This is a genomic window from Burkholderia sp. E168m15 (assembly GCF_016586105.1).
Taxonomy (GTDB): Bacteria; Pseudomonadota; Gammaproteobacteria; order Burkholderiales; family Burkholderiaceae; genus Burkholderia; species Burkholderia orbicola.
Genome location: NZ_BCPO01000060.1, coordinates 1 through 15,877, shown reverse-complemented (window position 1 = coordinate 15,877; position 15,877 = coordinate 1). Strand labels below are relative to the sequence as shown.

Here is a 15,877-nt window from a genome sequence, read left to right as displayed (position 1 = left end):
GGTGCGCCGTATGCGCTTACGCCTCGATCAACGTGCGGGTGGCTTCGGCGACGAGGCTGCGCAGCCAGCGCACTTCGTCGGAGTAATGGCAGCGTTCGTGCCACAGCTGGTAGTACTGCATCGGCGGGAAGTCGAGCGGCGCCGGCACGACGGACAGCGGCAGGAACTTCGCATAGTGATCGGCGAACAGCCGCGTGGTCGTGAAGATCAGGTCCGACTTCACGAGCACGTACGGTGCGAGGTTGAAGTACGGCAGCGTGACGACCACGTGGCGCTTGAGCCGTTCGCGCGCGAGATGCACGTCGATCGCGCCGCGCTGGCCGACCGAGTACGGCGTCGGCGCGAGATGCGGCGCGTTCAGGTACTGGTCGAGCGTGAGCCCGCCGCGTTTCGCGAACGGGTGCGTGTTGCTCATCAGGCAGACGATTTCATCGACGAACAGGTTCGACAGGTGCAACTGCTCGGGCGGCTCGGGCCAGTTGCCGACGACGATGTCGAGCTTGCCGTCTTCCAGCGCGAGCTCGTAGTCGAATGCGGGGCCGAGCGAATGAAACTCTAGCGTTGCGTTCGGCGCGGCCAGGCGAAAGCGCTCGACGACGGTCGGCACGAACAGTACGTTCAGGTAGTCGGGGCAGCCGATCCGGTAGCAGCGGATCGACGTGGCCGGGTCGAAGTTGTGCTGCTGGAACTTGATGCGCTCGATTTCGCGCAGCGCGTTCTGCACGGGCTCGAGCAGGCGCAGCCCGTATTCGGTCGGCACCATGCCGGATTTGCCGCGCACCAGCAGCGGATCGCCGGTGATGTCGCGCAGGCGCCGCAGCGCGGCGCTGATCGCCGGTTGCGACTGGTTCAGTTTGACGGCCGCGCGCGTCACGCTGCGCTCCATCAACAAGGTGTGCAAGACGCGCAAGAGGTACGTGTCGATCGCCTCGCGTTGCTGACTCATGTTATCTCCGGTTTATATGGCTGGGCTGATCGAGGGGTGGGGTGGGTATATCGTTTTTAATATGAACGAAAATCAGCGTCAAGAGATGGATACCCGCAGGCACGCGCCGGCCGGGCTGCGACAGGGGCCTGAACGGGGTGGAGTGCGGAAGCGCGCGGCGCCGCGCGGACACGCAGGGCGCGCATCCGGATCGCGGCGCGGCGGGTGAGGCGGCGAGCGCGTCAGTCGTCGATGCGCATGCCGACCTTCAGCGTGACCTGCCAGTGCACGACCTGATCGCCTTCGATGTGGCCGCGCGTTTCGGTCACCTGGAACCAGTGCAGGTTGTGCAGCGTCTTGCCGGCTTTCGAGATCGCGTTGCGAATCGCGTCGTCGCTCGATTGCCGCGACGAACCGGTCAGTTCGATCAACTTGTACACGTGGTCGCTCATGATGCCTCCCTGGGATATCGGTCTGTATTGCCGGTGCAAGCCGCGGTCCCGAAGCGGTCCCGCTACGGTCCCGCTACGGTCCCGCTACGGCGCCGTGCGTGCCCGGCTTCTTGAGTGATAGGTATGATGGGCGGCAAGTGCAACCCATATCGGAGACGAGGAACATCGTGGAAGTCGGATTTTGCGGACCGGGATTGATGGGCGCGCCGATGATTCGGCATTTGCTGGCGGCCGGGCATCGCGTCAGCGTATGGAATCGCTCACGCGACAAGGCCGAGGCGCTGGTGAAGGACGGCGCGCAGGTGGTCGGCACGCCGCGCGAGCTGGCCGAGCGCGTCGAGACGGTGTTCGTGTGCGTGCTCGACGGTCGTGCGGTCGGCGACGTCGTGTTTGGCGAGCACGGGCTGCTTTCCGGGGACGCGAGCGCGCGCTGCCTGCAGCGCATCGTCGATCATTCGAGCATTCCGCCTGCCGCCACGCGCGATTACGCGGCGCGCGCGGCCGCGCTCGGGGTCGGCTGGGTCGATGCGCCGGTGTCCGGCGGCGTGCCGGGCGCGCAGGCCGGCACGCTCGCGGTGATGGCCGGCGGCCGCGCGGCCGATCTCGACGCGGTGCGCCCGCTGATCGACACGTATGCGTCGCGCATCACGCACATGGGCGACGCGGGCGCGGGCCAGACGGCGAAGCTGTGCAACCAGGCGATCGTCACCGCGACGGTGACCGCGATCGCCGAGGCGGTCGGGCTGGCACAGGCGAGCGGCATCGACGCCGCGCGCCTGGCCGAGGCGCTCGCCGGCGGCTGGGCCGATTCGGTGCTGCTGCAGACGTTCGTGCCGCGCATGACGTCGGGCGGCCATCCACCGATCGGCGCGCTGAGTACATTTCAGAAGGATGTCGATGCCGTTGCCGACGCCGCGCGCGACACGGGCGCGGTGATGCCCGTGTCGGCCACCGTGCAGCAGGTGCTGAGGCTGGGTGCCGCGCAGGGGCTCGCCGGCGCCGATTTCGCCGCGTTCATCGACATCGTGCGGCCGAACAACGGCCGTCAGCAGGTGTCGTGACGGGCAAGCGGGGCGTGTGAATGGCAGATGGGCCGCGCGGAGGCGGCCCATCGAATGACTGGCGGATCAGCCGAGCGAGCGGGGTGTCGTGTCGCCCGCGTTCTGGCGGCCGAGGCCGCCGCGCAGGCTCGCCTTCGTGCCTGCACCAAACTCGGGCAGGATGCGCGCACGCGCACGGCTGGCGAAGACGAGGAAGCCGAAGCCGTTCGCTTCGTACCAGTATCCGCCGTTCTCGAGGCCGTCGAGCGGCTGCTCGAGCGCGTTGGCGATCGATTCGATGCAGCGCTTGCGCAGCTCGGCGATGGCCGGATACGGCGGCTGCGCGCCGCGCACGCTGCACAGGAGCACGTCGAGGCCGGGCAGCACGTGCGCATAGAGGACGGGTTCGTCCTGCGCGCGGGCGCGGGCAATCTTGGTGTCGAGCTGGGCAAACGGTTTCGAGTGGCGCAAGACCGCGAGGAACGACTCCTGGCCATCCTGCGGCGCACGCCGACGTTTTTTCGGGAAGGACATAAACACTCGCCTCAAAAACAATTGCAAGAAATGCGGCACTTTCATGCGACCCACTCCCGGCTATGTACGCCGCATGTCGATCCTTTATAGCACACGAAAATGCTGCATTCGTGCAGTACGACGATCAATGTCTCCCGTCGACCTGCTCGCCATGATCGACACAGCCAGCGTCTTGGCGCCCGTACTGTCGTTTAGTCTCCATCATAGACCTGCTTTTCCCGCGCGTGCATTCGCTCGTCACAAAAAAGTGAGATACGCCGCATGCGGCGGTGCATCGCGCGCGCAATAAAAAGGCCCGCACGGGGCGGGCCTGGCGGGCGGCGCGTGAGGCGCTCAGCGCTGCTTGAGCGAATCGCGGATCTCGCGCAGCAGCACGACGTCTTCCGGCGTCGCGGCCGGCGCGGCTTCTTCCGGCTTGCGCAGTTTGTTGATGAATTTCACCATCAGGAAAATGATGAACGCAAGGATCACGAAATTGATCGCCACCGTGATGAACGAGCCGTAGCCGAATGCGGCGACGCCCGCGGCCTGCAGGTCCTTGAACGAATCGGGATTACCCTTGAACGACGGGGGGATGGTGCCGAGCAGAACGAACTTGTTCGAGAAATCCAGACCGCCGGTCAGCACACCGATGACCGGCATGATGAGGTCCTTCACGACCGAGTCGACGATCTTCGAGAACGCGCCGCCGATGATCACGCCGACGGCGAGATCCATCACGTTGCCCTTGACGGCGAACTCCTTGAATTCCTTGATGATGCTCATGAGCGGCTTTCTCCTGGTTGGGGCGAGGGAGGCGTGCCGCGACGCGCAGGATTGCTTTGCGTCGAATGAGGTCGGTGGCACGCCGATGGCCGCATGATAGCGAACGTGCCCCATTGCCGGTAGTCCATCTTGAAATGATTGACAAATCCGCGCGTCGGGCGCGGCCGGTCATGCAGGCGGGCGTGGCGGGGGAGGCCGGGCGTCGACGCGCACGTCGACGTCCGGTGTGCGGGGGCTCAGGTGTTGTCGTCGGTCCAGCCGTCGTCGTTGCTGCCGAGATCCATCCCGCCGCCGCCGCTGCCGTCGCTCCAGTTGGAATCGTCGCCGCGGCCGAGATCGAAGCCCGGGTCGGCTTCCTGCCTGCGGTGGTCGCCGTCGACGATCACGTCGCGTTCGACCACGCGTTCGCGGCCGCCCGACATCGCTTCGCCGAGCAACACGCCGGTCAGGAGCCCGCCCATGCCGCCGCCGAAACCGCCGCCTTGCTGGATCACGACGGGCGGCTGCTGTTGCGGATAGGGCTGTTGCGGCGGGTAGGGCTGTTGCTGATACGGCTGGCCTTGCGCGCCCGTCATGCGATCGGCTTCCTGCGCGTACACGGAGCCGCTGCCGTTCGCCGGCGCCGCGGGCTGCGCGGCCGGGTCGGGGCGGCCTTCGACGCGCGCCTTCACGCTGGCGTGGCGCTGTTCGAGCTCGTCGACGCGATACGGCGGCACCGGATTCTTGCCGTTCGACAGCGTCTCGACGAGCGTGCGGGCGTCGTTCTCGATCGCTTCGAGTTCGCCGGTCAGCGCCGCGGCGCCGGGCGCCGTCGACAGCTTCGCATCGAGCTTGAGCGGCCGGATGTCGTTCAGCACGTCGGTCGCACGCTTGAGCTGCGTGCGGCGCTCGTCGTCGGCGCGGCCGTTGTCGGCCGTGGTGCGCGCGCGCCGCAGTGTCCAGCGCAGCACCAGCGCGATCACGGCGACGATCAGCCCGAGGCCGATCCACATGCCGGTCGACGGACCGTGCTTCTCGGCCGGCGCGACGGCGGGGGCGAGCCCCGGCTGCAGCGTGCCGGCCTGCGTGGCCGACGGCGGGTTGCCGCTCACGCGCGCGGCGTCGGCGCGAATGCGCGACTCCGTTTGCGCGAAGCGCGACGCGTCGGTGAACTTCAGTTGCGGATCGAGCGATTTGGCGCGCTGCAGTTGCGCGAGCGCGTCGGACGCGCGGCCCTCGCGGTCCAGCACCTGCGCATACAGGTAGCGCGCGTGCGCGTTGTTCGGATGGGCATCGATGACTTGCGACAGCTGCGTGTCGGCTTGCTGCCAGTTACGCTGCGCGATCGATTGCTCGACCTGCTGCAGCGACGGGACCGCAAACGCGGCGGACGACAACAACATCAGCGAGAGGCCGAGTGCGGCGAGAGATTTCTTCATGGTCGAACCGGGCGCACGCGCCCGTCTCCTGACGATCGGTTCGCGCCGCGCGCCCGGGCCGGGGCGCGGCGCGGTGGCCCGCGGCGGGTTACTGCGCGGGCGTATCGAGCTGCTTCTTCAGTGCGGCGAGGCGATCTTCCACCGACGGGCCCTTGTTCAGCGCGGCGAGCTTGTCGTCGAGCGCCTTGCCGCTCGACGTGTCGGCCGAATTGAGGCGTGCGTCCGAGCGTGCGTTCTGCAGCGCGACCTTGTCCTCGAGCTTCTGGAAATCCTCGGACAGGTTCTTGCCGCCGATGCCGCCCAGCGCGCTGGCTGCGACGTCCTTCGCCTGCGCGATTTCCTGCTTCGCCTGCAGGATGTTCGAGCGTGCGTTCAGATCGTTGCGGCGCTGGCGCATGTCGGCGATCTGCCCCTTCAGTTTCTCGACCGACGGCTCGAGCGTCGTCAGCTCGGCCGCGAGCGCGTCGCGCTCGGCTTCCGCGTTCGACTGGGCCGCGAGCGCCTCGCGGGCGAGCGCTTCGTCGCCGCCCTGCAGCGCGCGCTTCGCGCCGTCCTCGTACTTCCTGACCTTGTCGTCGGCCGCATCGCGCTTGCTGCGCTGGGTCGCGACCTGTGCCTCGATTTCGATCAGCGAATTCTCGGCACGGCCGATGCTGTCGTCGAGCTCCCGCACGATCTGCCGTGCGTCGCGCGACGGATCCTGTACCGAATCGGCCGCATCGTTCAGCAGGCCTTTGATCGTGCGCGAAATAGAGTCGAAAAGCGACATGAAATCCTCCGTGGTTGAAAGGCGCCGCGTGACCGCGGCAATGCCCGTCGCGAGCCGGTTCCGGCCCGCGTGAGCCGGCGGATATTACACCACCGGTTCACTTAAATACGGCTTAAACGCGCGAGTTCAAGCGGCTCGCGCATCAGGACGCCAAACCTTTCGCGACTGAAAGAAATTCGCCCGTGCGTGCCGTATCGCGTGTCCATCATAGGCCGAGGATGTCGACAATACGTTCCGCAAATCACGGCATTGCGGGAATTTTTACAAAAAATCGCGAAGGCGCCCGGTCGATTTCATTAAAATGCGCTGTCACGTCGCGGGAACGGATCGCCGCGCGGTGGGGTCTGTCGACGTGACAGCCGCTTCTCGATGCACCCACTCTGATTCATCCGCTTGCATTTCCGCATGCGTCCGAGGGCGCCACGTACGCCCGCCATTCCGACATGCCAATTATCAAACGACCGCCTTCTTCTTCCGACAGGAACGAGCCCCACTACACGCTGCGCCGTTCGCCGTCCGGAGCCTATTACCCCGATGACGACGATCGCGACGACGGCCGCCGCGCGCAGCAGCGCAGTGGCGGCGGAGGGCGCCGGCGCACGTTCGGTTCGCGCGTCGCGCTGTGGTTCGTCGGCCTGTTCGCGACGCTCGCGGTCGTCGGCGCGCTGATCGTCGGCTACGCGCTGGTCGTGATGGCGCCGCAACTGCCGTCGCTCGATGCGCTGACCAACTATCAGCCGAAGGTGCCGCTGCGTGTGTTTACCGCCGATCACGTGCTGATCGGCGAGTTCGGCGAGGAGCGCCGCAGCCTCGTGCGCTTCCAGGACATTCCCGACGTGATGAAGAAGGCCGTGCTCGCGATCGAGGACTACCGCTTCTACGAGCACGGCGGCGTCGATTTCCTCGGCATCCTGCGCGCGGGCGTGGCCGACCTGATGCACGGCGGCGCGCGCCAGGGCGCGAGCACGATCACGATGCAGGTCGCGCGCAACTTCTTCCTGTCGAGCGAGAAGACCTACACGCGCAAGATCTACGAAATGCTGCTCGCGTACAAGATCGAGAAGGCCCTGACGAAGGACCAGATCCTCGAGCTGTACATGAACCAGATCTATCTCGGCCAGCGTTCGTACGGCTTCGCGGCCGCGGCGCGCGTGTATTTCGGCAAGGACCTGAAGGACATCACGCTCGCGGAAGCGGCGATGCTCGCGGGGCTGCCGAAGGCGCCGTCCGCGTACAACCCGGTCGTCAATCCGAAGCGCGCGAAGGTGCGTCAGGAATACATCCTGAAGCGCATGCTCGACATCGGCTACATCACGCAGCCGCAGTACGACGAGGCGATCAAGGAAGAGATCCACGTGCGCACGCCGGGCAACCAGTACGCGGTGCACGGCGAGTACGTCGCCGAGATGGTGCGGCAGATGATGTACCAGCAGTACAAGGACGAAACCTACACGCGCGGGCTGACCGTCACGACGACGATCAACTCGGCCGACCAGGAAGCCGCGTATCAGGCCGTGCGTCGCGGCATTCTCGACTACGAGCGCCGTCACGGCTATCGCGGCCCCGAAGCGTCGATCAACCTGCCTGCGGCCGGCGACGAACGCGACGAGGCGATCGACGATGCGCTCGCCGATCACCCGGACAACGGCGACCTGCAATCGGCGGTCGTGCTGTCGGCATCGCCGAACGCGGTCGAGGTGCAGTTCGTCGGCGGCGCGACCACGACGATCGGCCCGGCCGGGCTGCGCTTCGTGTCGGCCGCGCTGGGCGCCCGTGCGAACAACGCGCTGCGTATCAAGCCGGGCTCGGTCGTGCGCGTGCTGAAGGACGGCAAGACGGGCTGGCAGGTGGTGCAGTTGCCGCAGGTCGAAGGCGCGCTCGTCGCGATCGCGCCGCAGGACGGTGCGATCCGCTCGCTCGTCGGCGGCTTCGACTTCAACAAGAGCAAGTTCAACCACGTGACGCAGGCGTGGCGGCAGCCGGGCTCGTCGTTCAAGCCGTTCATCTACTCGGCGTCGCTCGACAAGGGGCTCGGGCCGGCGACGATGATCAACGACGCGCCGCTGTACTTCCCGCCGAGCGTGCCGGGCGGCACCGCGTGGGAGCCGAAGGACGACGACCAGCCGGACGGCCCGATGACGATGCGCACCGGCCTGCAGCGTTCGAAGAACCTGGTGTCGATCCGGATCCTTGCGTCGATCGGCACGCAGTACGCGCAGCAGTACGTGACGCAGCGCTTCGGTTTCGATCCGGCGAAGACGCCGCCTTACCTGCCGATGGCGCTCGGCGCGGGCCTCGTGACGCCGTTGCAGCTCGCGACCGGCTACGCGGTGTTCGCGAACGGCGGCTACAAGGTCGATCCGTACCTGATCGCCGAAGTCGACGACGCGCGCGGCCAGCCGCTGCAGAAGTCGCAGCCGGTGGTCGCGGGCGGCACGGCGCCGCGCACCATCGAAGGCCGCAACGCGTACGTGATGAACAGCCTGCTGCATTCGGTCGCGACGGCCGGCACGGGCGCGGGCACCAACGCGCTGGGCCGCAACGACCTGCAGGGCAAGACGGGTACGACGAACGACGCGAAGGACGGCTGGTTCGCCGGCTACCAGCAGTCGCTCGTCGCGGTTGCGTGGATGGGCTTCGATCAGCCGAAGAGCCTGGGCAGCCGCGAATTCGGCGCGCAGCTCGCGTTGCCGATCTGGGTGAACTACATGCGCACCGCGCTGAACGGCGTGCCCGAGCAGCAGATGCCGATGCCGGACGGCCTGACGACGATCGACGGCGAGCTGTACTACGCCGATCGGACGCCGGGCAACGGCTTCGTCGCGAACGTCGACATCAACCCGGCGGAGAACGCGATCAGCGCGAACGACGCCCTCGGCTCGGCCGGCGCGGCCGGGCTCGCGCCGCCGCCCGTCACGCCGCAGGAGAAGCAGCAGATCATGGACATGTTCGAGAGCAAGTAAGCGGTACGCTGTGCGTCAGCCATGCGACGGGCGCCTTCGGGCGCCCGTTCTTTTGTGCGCGACCGGCAGCGGAAGCCGGTGAATCAGAACGACGCGCAGGCCGGCACGACGGTCATGCCGACCGATTGCTGATGAAATCGCTGGACGTACGCTTGCCGGATCGCGGCGAGCCGTGTGCGCGTGTCCGGCGTATCGTCGGCGATGATACGGATCACGAAGCTGTCTTCGCGCGTGACGTCACCGGTCGAGCGGTCGCGCCACTGGCCGTGCGTGTCCCAGTAGGTGAGGCCGTCGGGAAAGCGCGGCGTGACCGTGTCGGCGAGGAATGCCGCGCGTTCGGCATCGGTGACGGGCCCGCGCCCGGCGATGTCGCGCCCGAACAGCAGGTCGGCCTGCAGCATGCGGCTTTCGCCCGGTTGCGTGCAGGATGCCGGTTGCGCGCCCGAGATGGACGAGGGCGCTGCCGCGCAACCGGCGAGCAGCGCGAGCGCCGCCGCGCATGCGGCCAGCCGCCGCATCTGCCCATTTCGTGACGATCGACCTTCGCGCGTGCAAAACGCTGCGCGCTCAACCACTTGCGTGCGGGTCCGGCGGGTTATCAACAGGGCTGTCAACATAATCTGGGGATAACCCTAGGATGGCCTGCGCACGCGCGGTGCGGAGTCAGTGCTGCAGTTGCGCGTGCGCGAGATGCATGCCGAGCGTGGCGGGGTCGGTATTCGTGCCCGACAGCAGCACGCCGACGCGCTTGCCCTGCAGCGTTTCGCGCAGCGGGCCGAGCAGCGCGGCGAGCGCGGCCGCGCAGGCCGGCTCGACCGACAGTTTCAGGTGCGAGAACAGGAACAGCATCGCGGCGCGCAGCGCGTCGTCGGAGACGGTGACGATGCGGTCGAGGTGGCGCCGGCACAGCTGGTAGCTGTATTCCTCGGTATGCGGCGCCATCAGCGAATCGGCGATCGTCTGCATCGCGCTCATCTTGATCGTGTGATTGGCCGCGAAGCTGCGGCTCATCGCGTCGGCGCCTTCCGGCTCGACGCCGTACACGTGCACGCGCGGATTCGCGAGCCGCAGCGCGGTCGCCATGCCGGCCGCGAGCCCGCCGCCGCCGATCGGCACGATCACCGCGTCGAGGTCCGGCGTCTGCGTCGCCCATTCGTAGCCGAGCGTCGCGGTGCCGAGGATCGTGTGATAGCCGTTGAATGGATGAATGAAGAAGCGGCCTTCCTCGGCCTCGATGCGCCGCACGAGATCGAACGCCTGCGACGCGCTGCCTGCCAGCACGACTTCCGCACGGTACTGCTTGCACTGCGCGATGCGCGTCGGGCTTGCGGTATGGAACATCACGACCTTCGCGCTGCTGCCGAGCCGCATCGCCGCATACGCGACGGCTGCCGCATGATTGCCGGCCGATACGCAGGTGACGCCCGCGTTCTTGCGGTCTTCGTCGAGCGCGAGCAGGTGCGTGAACGCGCCGCGCGCCTTGAAGCTGCCGCTCGCCTGCAGCAGCTCGAACTTGAAGTTGACGTGCGTGCCTTCGAGGGAGGGCAGGTCGGCGCGCTCGAACACGGGCGTGCGCGCGACCCAGGGTGACAACGCGAAATGCTGCGCGGCGATTTCGTCGAGCGTCGGAATCGGCTCGCCGTCGATCGTCGTATGGGCAGTGCCCTGTTGTTCAGTCGACATGACGTGGCGGGTGGCGGAGTGGGCCGACCCGCACACGCGGGCTGGCGTGGCGGGAGGCAGTCAGTGCGCGTCGACCGACATGCTGCGAATGAACTTGCGCAGGAACTGCTCGCAGCCGGCGAGCTGCGCGAGCTCGACATATTCGTTCGGCTTGTGCGCCTGCTCGATGTTGCCGGGTCCGCACACGACGCTTGGAATGCCCGCGCGGGCGAACAGCCCGGCCTCGGTGCCGTACGCGACCTTGCGCTTGTCCTGGTCGGCCGTCAGCGCGCGCACGAGCTGCGTGATCGCGGCTTGCTCGGTCGCGTCGAGGCCGGGTGCCGCGGCGATCTTCGAGAACTCGATCGCGGCGTTCGGATGTTCGCGCAGCATCTGCGGCAGCAGCGTTTCCTGTGCATACGCTTCGATGCGCGTGAAGATCTGCTCGGGATCGAGCGTCGGCAGGTTGCGGAATTCGAAGTCGAAGCGGCACTCGGCCGGCACCGTGTTGATCGCGTTGCCGCCCTGGATCGTGCTCGTCTGCGCGGTGGTGAACGGTACGTCGTACAGTTCGTCGAACGGGCCTTCGGCACGGAAGCGGTCAGCGATGTCGCGGATGTGGCAGATCAGGCGGGCCGCATACTCGATCGCGTTGAGCCCCTTCGGCGTCAGCGACGAATGTGCGGCGTGGCCGCGCACGCAGCAGCGGTACGCGTTGATGCCCTTGTGCGCGATGATCGGCCGCATGCTGGTCGGCTCGCCGACGATGCAGCCGGACGGCTGCACGCCGCGCTTCACGAGATCGGCGATCATCAGCGGCGCGCCCGCGCAGCCGATTTCCTCGTCGTAGGACAGCGCGAAATGGATCGGCTTCGCGAGCTTCGTCGCCTGCATCTCGGGCAGCAGCGCGAGCGCCGCGCCGATGAAGCCCTTCATGTCGCAGGTGCCGCGGCCGTACAGGCGGCCGTCGCGGATTTCCGGCGCGAACGGGTTGCTGTCCCATTGCTGGCCGTCGACCGGCACGACGTCGGTGTGGCCCGACAGCACGATGCCGCCGTTCGTCGAACCGTCGTGCGCGGGCACGGTGGCAAACAGGTTCGCCCAGCCTTCACGCGGATCGTGCGTGATCGTCGACGCGATGCCCTTCGCGGCGAGCGCGTCGCGTACCGTTTCGATCAGGCCGAGGTTCGGCACGCGGCTCGTCGTGTCCATCGACACGAGTTGCTTGACCCAGGGCAGGCTGACGAGCGATGCATCGCCTTCGGTTGCGGCGGACGGCGCCGTCGCGTCGAGAGTGGACATGGCAAAACTCCGTCTGATGAATGGGAAATCATACTCAAAAACGCGCCTGCCCGCCTTCGTCGGGCGCGATGCGGTGCAGCAACGTCGCGCCCGTCAGGATTGCGTCAGCGGGCCGCGACGGCCGCCCCCTGTTTCGGGCCGAGCGCGCGCAGCGTTTCCTTGATCGTCGACACGCGGATCGCGAGGTCGGGCGAGCGCGTCTCGATGCGCAGCTTGTCCTGGCCCGCGAGCTTGATGTGGCGATGCTTCTGCACCATCTCGATGATCCGCATCGGATCGATCGGCGGATTCGGCTCGAACTGCAGCCCGATCGCGACCTCGCTCGCGTCGATCTTCACGATGCCGAGCGGCTTCGCGGCGATCCGCAGCCGATGCGTCTCGACGAGCGCGTGCGCCTGCGGCGGCAGCTTGCCGAAGCGGTCGATCAGCTCTTCCTGGATGCCGTCGATCGCGTCGCCGTGCTCGCAGTTCGCGAGCCGCTTGTACAGCGACAGCCGCTCCTGCACGTCCGCGCAGTAATCGGCCGGCAGGATCGCGGGCGCATGCAGGTTGATTTCGGTCGTCGCGGCGAGCGGGGCGGTGAGGTCGGGCTCCTTGCCGTTCTTCAGCGCCTTCACCGCGTCGTTCAGCATGTCCGTATAGAGCTGGAAGCCGATCTCGTGGATTTCGCCCGACTGCTTGTCGCCGAGCACTTCGCCGGTGCCGCGGATCTCCAGGTCGTGCATCGCGAGATAGAAGCCCGAGCCCAGTTCCTCCATCTGCTGGATCGCTTCCAGTCGGCGCTGCGCCTGCTTGGTCAGCGACTGCGGATCGTGCACCAGCAGGTACGCATACGCCTGGTGGTGCGAGCGGCCGACGCGGCCGCGCAACTGGTGAAGCTGCGCGAGGCCGAACTTGTCCGCGCGGTGCATGATGATCGTGTTCGCGCTCGGCACGTCGATGCCGGTCTCGATGATGGTCGTGCACAGCAGCACGTTCGCGCGCTGCGCGACGAAATCGCGCATCACGCGTTCGAGTTCGCGCTCGTGCATCTGGCCGTGCGCGATCACGATGCGCGCCTCGGGCACGAGCGCCTCGAGCATCGCCTTGCGGTTCTCGATCGTCTCGACTTCGTTGTGCAGGAAGTACACCTGGCCGCCGCGCTTCAGCTCGCGCAGCATCGCCTCGCGGATCACGCTTTCTTCCTCGCGGCGCACGAAGGTCTTGATCGCGAGCCGCTTCTGCGGCGCGGTCGCGATCACCGAGAAATCGCGCAGCCCTTCGAGCGCCATCCCGAGCGTACGCGGGATCGGCGTCGCGGTGAGCGTCAGCACGTCGACTTCCGCGCGCAGCGCCTTCAGCGCTTCCTTCTGGCGCACGCCGAAGCGGTGTTCCTCGTCGATGATCACGAGGCCGAGACGCTTGAACTGCACGTCAGACGACAGCAGCTTGTGCGTGCCGATCACGATGTCGACGCTGCCTTCGTTGATCTGCGCGATCGCCGCATTCACTTCCTTCGCGGTCTTGAAGCGTGACAGCTCGACGATGCGCACCGGCCAGTCCGCGAAGCGGTCCGCGAAGGTCTGCGTGTGCTGCTCGGCGAGCAGCGTGGTCGGCGACAGCAGCGCGACCTGCTTGCCGCCCAGCACCGCGATGAACGCCGCACGCAGCGCGACCTCGGTCTTGCCGAAGCCGACGTCGCCGCACACGAGGCGGTCCATCGGCTTGCCGCTCGTCATGTCGCCGATCACGGCCGCGATCGCCGCGGCCTGGTCGGGCGTTTCCTCGAAGCCGAAGCTTTCGGCGAATTTCACGTAGTCGCGCGGGTCGAGCGAGAACGCATGGCCTTCACGGGCCGCGCGGCGCGCGTACAGGTTCAGCAGCTCGGCGGCCGTATCGCGGATCTGCTGCGCGGCCTTGCGCTTCGCGCGCTCCCACTGGCCGGAGCCGAGCGCGTGCAGCGGCGCGCTGTCGGGATCGGCGCCGCTGTAGCGCGAGATCACGTGCAGTTGCGCGACGGGCACGTAGAGCTTGCTGTCGCCCGAGTATTCGAGATGCAGGAATTCGGTCTCGCCTTCGCCGAGGTCCATCGACACGAGGCCCATGTAGCGGCCGATGCCGTGCTGCGCGTGGACGACCGGGTCGCCGACCTTCAGCTCGGACAGGTCGCGCACCATCGCGTCGACGTTGCTCGCCTGTTCCTGCCGGCGGCGGCCCGCGCGGCGGCCGAGTGCGCCGTACAGCTCGGTTTCGGTGACGATCGCATAGCCTTCGCCCGGCACCGCGAAACCGTTCGCGAGCGGCGCGACGCCGAGCGCGAAGCGCGCATCGCTCGCCAGCCAGCTCGCGAAATCGTCGTTCGACGACGGCCGCAGGTGATGTTCGGCGAGCAGTTGCAGGATCGTTTCCCGACGGCCGGCCGATTCGACCGTCAGCAGCACGCGCTTGCCCGACGATTCGACGAACGTGCGCAGCGACGTGAGCGGATCGTCCGCATGGCGGTCGACGGTGAGTTCGGGCAGGGCGGTCGCCCAGCCGCCGGCCGGCTGCGCGGGCAGCACGACGCGCGCGAACGGCTTCGCGAACGCGAAGAAATCCTCGTCGGACAGGAACAGCCGCTGCGGCTCGAGGATCGGCCGCTCGCGATCGTGCGCGAGGAACGCGTGACGCTGCTTCGTATCGGCCGTGAAGCGGCGGATCGACGCTTCGAGGTCGCCGGTGAACACGAGGTGCGCGTCCTGCGGCAGGTAGTGGAACAGCGTGGCCGTCTCGTCGAAGAACAGCGGCAGGTAATACTCGATGCCGGCCGACGGCACGCCGTTGCCGATGTCCTTGTAGATCGGCGCGCGGCTCGGGTCGCCTTCGAAGGTTTCGCGCCAGCGGCTGCGGAAGGCCGTGCGCGCGGCTTCGTCGAACGGGAACTCGCGGCCGGGCAGCAGGCGCACGTCGCGCACCGGGTAGAGGCTGCGCTGCGTGTCGGGATCGAACGCGCGGATCGAATCGACCTGGTCGTCGAACAGGTCGATCCGGTACGGCAGCGGCGAGCCCATCGGGTACAGGTCGATCAGCGAGCCGCGCACGCAGTATTCGCCGGGGCGCACGACCTGGCTCACGTGCTCGTAGCCGGCCAGCGTGAGCTGCGCTTTCAGCTTCGCCTCGTCGAGCCGCTCGCCCTGCGCGAACGCGAACGTGTACGCGGCCATGAACGACGCGGGCGGCATCCGGTACAGCGCGGTGGTGGCGGGCACGAGCAGGATGTCGCAGCGGCCCTCGCCGAGGTCGTGCAGCGTGGCCAGCCGCTCGGACACGAGGTCCTGGTGCGGCGAGAACGTGTCGTACGGCAGCGTTTCCCAGTCGGGCAGCAGGCGCACGCGCGCGTCGGGCGAGAAGTAGCGGATTTCCTGCGAGAGCCGCTGCGCGTCGACCGCGTTCGCGCAGATCACCGCGAGGAGCGGCACGTCCTGGCGGTTGTCGGCGAGATAACGGGCGATGGCGAGCGCGTCGGCGGAGCCGTGCGCGCCGTCGAAGGCGAAACGCTGGCCGGGCTTGACGCGGGCAACGGGTGAAGCGGACGGGGTGGAAGCGTTATCTGGCATAGGGACGACAGGGGTGGCGTGCACGGGCGCAGCGCGGTGCGCCGGTCGAGACGAAAGACCTATTATAAAATCCGCTTCTCGATTTCACCTTTCCGGCGTTTCCTTTCGTGACTCCCCGACTTTTCGCCCTGATTCCCTGCGCCGGCACGGGCAGCCGTTCCGGTTCGGCCGTGCCGAAGCAATACCGCACGCTGGCCGGCCGCGCGCTGCTGCACTACACGCTTGCCGCGTTCGACGCGTGCAGCGAGTTCGCGCAGACGCTCGTCGTGCTCGCGCCCGACGACTCCCATTTCGATGCACGCCGCTTCGCGGGCCTGCGCTTCGCGGTGCGCCGCTGCGGCGGCGGCTCGCGGCAGGCGTCGGTGCTCAACGGGCTGCTGGAACTGGCCGAATTCGGCGCGACCGACCACGACTGGGTGCTCGTGCACGACGCCGCGCGCCCCGGCATCACGCCCGAGCTGATCCGCACGCT

At 67.5% G+C, this 15,877-nt stretch carries 13 protein-coding genes; 3 read left to right on the top strand and 10 right to left on the bottom strand.

Annotation, left to right across the window (positions count from 1 at the left end; translation table 11 throughout):
• Positions 1-16: 16 nt before the first annotated feature.
• Both JMF86_RS09610 and JMF86_RS09605 read right to left on the bottom strand, forming a co-directional pair.
• Complete coding sequence (locus JMF86_RS09610) at positions 17-946, bottom strand: LysR substrate-binding domain-containing protein (protein ID WP_006478550.1); 930 nt, start codon at positions 944-946, stop codon at positions 17-19.
• 221 nt (positions 947-1,167) lie between these two features.
• Positions 1,168-1,377 (bottom strand): dodecin, encoded by a 210-nt coding sequence (locus JMF86_RS09605; RefSeq protein WP_006478551.1) that lies wholly within the window; start codon positions 1,375-1,377, stop codon positions 1,168-1,170.
• A gap of 167 nt (positions 1,378-1,544) precedes the next feature.
• On the opposite strand from JMF86_RS09605, the gene JMF86_RS09600 reads away from it, so the two are divergent.
• Entirely contained in the window at positions 1,545-2,438 is an 894-nt protein-coding gene (locus JMF86_RS09600) for an NAD(P)-dependent oxidoreductase (RefSeq protein ID WP_201316967.1), read from the top strand.
• 66 nt (positions 2,439-2,504) lie between these two features.
• Here JMF86_RS09600 and JMF86_RS09595 read toward each other — a convergent pair whose 3' ends face one another.
• The 4 genes from JMF86_RS09595 to JMF86_RS09580 all read right to left on the bottom strand — a co-directional run bounded on the left by JMF86_RS09595 (position 2,505) and on the right by JMF86_RS09580 (position 5,903).
• Positions 2,505-2,951, bottom strand: coding sequence for a hypothetical protein (locus JMF86_RS09595; protein WP_006488003.1), 447 nt, complete (start codon positions 2,949-2,951; stop codon positions 2,505-2,507).
• A 333-nt stretch (positions 2,952-3,284) separates the two neighbouring features.
• Entirely contained in the window at positions 3,285-3,716 is a 432-nt protein-coding gene (gene mscL, locus JMF86_RS09590; protein ID WP_006478553.1) for a large conductance mechanosensitive channel protein MscL, read from the bottom strand.
• Between the two features lie 236 nt (positions 3,717-3,952).
• Positions 3,953-5,134, bottom strand: coding sequence for a tetratricopeptide repeat protein (locus tag JMF86_RS09585; protein WP_011549590.1), 1,182 nt, complete (start codon positions 5,132-5,134; stop codon positions 3,953-3,955).
• A gap of 88 nt (positions 5,135-5,222) precedes the next feature.
• The gene (locus JMF86_RS09580) at positions 5,223-5,903 is read right to left on the bottom strand and encodes a PspA/IM30 family protein (protein WP_006478555.1); all 681 of its coding nucleotides are present in this window, start codon (positions 5,901-5,903) and stop codon (positions 5,223-5,225) included.
• Positions 5,904-6,346: 443 nt separating this feature from the next.
• Between JMF86_RS09580 and JMF86_RS09575 the strand changes: the two genes are divergently transcribed.
• Positions 6,347-8,866, top strand: coding sequence for a penicillin-binding protein 1A (locus JMF86_RS09575; RefSeq protein ID WP_011549591.1), 2,520 nt, complete (start codon positions 6,347-6,349; stop codon positions 8,864-8,866).
• Between the two features lie 83 nt (positions 8,867-8,949).
• Here the strand turns inward: JMF86_RS09575 and JMF86_RS09570 are convergent, their stop codons facing one another.
• The 4 genes from JMF86_RS09570 to mfd all read right to left on the bottom strand — a co-directional run bounded on the left by JMF86_RS09570 (position 8,950) and on the right by mfd (position 15,405).
• Positions 8,950-9,384 carry a DUF3574 domain-containing protein gene (locus tag JMF86_RS09570; RefSeq protein WP_077179224.1) on the bottom strand — a complete coding sequence of 145 codons (435 nt, stop codon included), beginning with the start codon at positions 9,382-9,384 and terminating at the stop codon, positions 8,950-8,952.
• A 145-nt stretch (positions 9,385-9,529) separates the two neighbouring features.
• Entirely contained in the window at positions 9,530-10,549 is a 1,020-nt protein-coding gene (locus tag JMF86_RS09565; RefSeq protein ID WP_011549593.1) for a threonine/serine dehydratase, read from the bottom strand.
• A gap of 60 nt (positions 10,550-10,609) precedes the next feature.
• Complete coding sequence (gene argE, locus JMF86_RS09560; RefSeq protein WP_006478558.1) at positions 10,610-11,830, bottom strand: acetylornithine deacetylase; 1,221 nt, start codon at positions 11,828-11,830, stop codon at positions 10,610-10,612.
• A 104-nt stretch (positions 11,831-11,934) separates the two neighbouring features.
• Entirely contained in the window at positions 11,935-15,405 is a 3,471-nt protein-coding gene (gene mfd / locus JMF86_RS09555) for a transcription-repair coupling factor (RefSeq protein WP_077179222.1), read from the bottom strand.
• 107 nt (positions 15,406-15,512) lie between these two features.
• Between mfd and JMF86_RS09550 the strand changes: the two genes are divergently transcribed.
• On the top strand, positions 15,513-15,877 hold a 365-nt coding region (locus JMF86_RS09550; protein WP_201316966.1), incomplete at its 3' end, for a 2-C-methyl-D-erythritol 4-phosphate cytidylyltransferase.

Coding starts and splice junctions, on each gene's coding strand:
- argE (WP_006478558.1), bottom strand. CDS start 11,830: ATGTCCACTCTCGACGCGACGGCGCCGTCCGCCGCAACCGAAGGCGAT.
- JMF86_RS09610 (WP_006478550.1), bottom strand. CDS start 946: ATGAGTCAGCAACGCGAGGCGATCGACACGTACCTCTTGCGCGTCTTG.
- mfd (WP_077179222.1), bottom strand. CDS start 15,405: ATGCCAGATAACGCTTCCACCCCGTCCGCTTCACCCGTTGCCCGCGTC.
- JMF86_RS09575 (WP_011549591.1), top strand. CDS start 6,347: ATGCCAATTATCAAACGACCGCCTTCTTCTTCCGACAGGAACGAGCCC.
- JMF86_RS09595 (WP_006488003.1), bottom strand. CDS start 2,951: ATGTCCTTCCCGAAAAAACGTCGGCGTGCGCCGCAGGATGGCCAGGAG.
- JMF86_RS09570 (WP_077179224.1), bottom strand. CDS start 9,384: ATGCGGCGGCTGGCCGCATGCGCGGCGGCGCTCGCGCTGCTCGCCGGT.
- JMF86_RS09585 (WP_011549590.1), bottom strand. CDS start 5,134: ATGAAGAAATCTCTCGCCGCACTCGGCCTCTCGCTGATGTTGTTGTCG.
- JMF86_RS09605 (WP_006478551.1), bottom strand. CDS start 1,377: ATGAGCGACCACGTGTACAAGTTGATCGAACTGACCGGTTCGTCGCGG.
- JMF86_RS09580 (WP_006478555.1), bottom strand. CDS start 5,903: ATGTCGCTTTTCGACTCTATTTCGCGCACGATCAAAGGCCTGCTGAAC.
- JMF86_RS09565 (WP_011549593.1), bottom strand. CDS start 10,549: ATGTCGACTGAACAACAGGGCACTGCCCATACGACGATCGACGGCGAG.
- mscL (WP_006478553.1), bottom strand. CDS start 3,716: ATGAGCATCATCAAGGAATTCAAGGAGTTCGCCGTCAAGGGCAACGTG.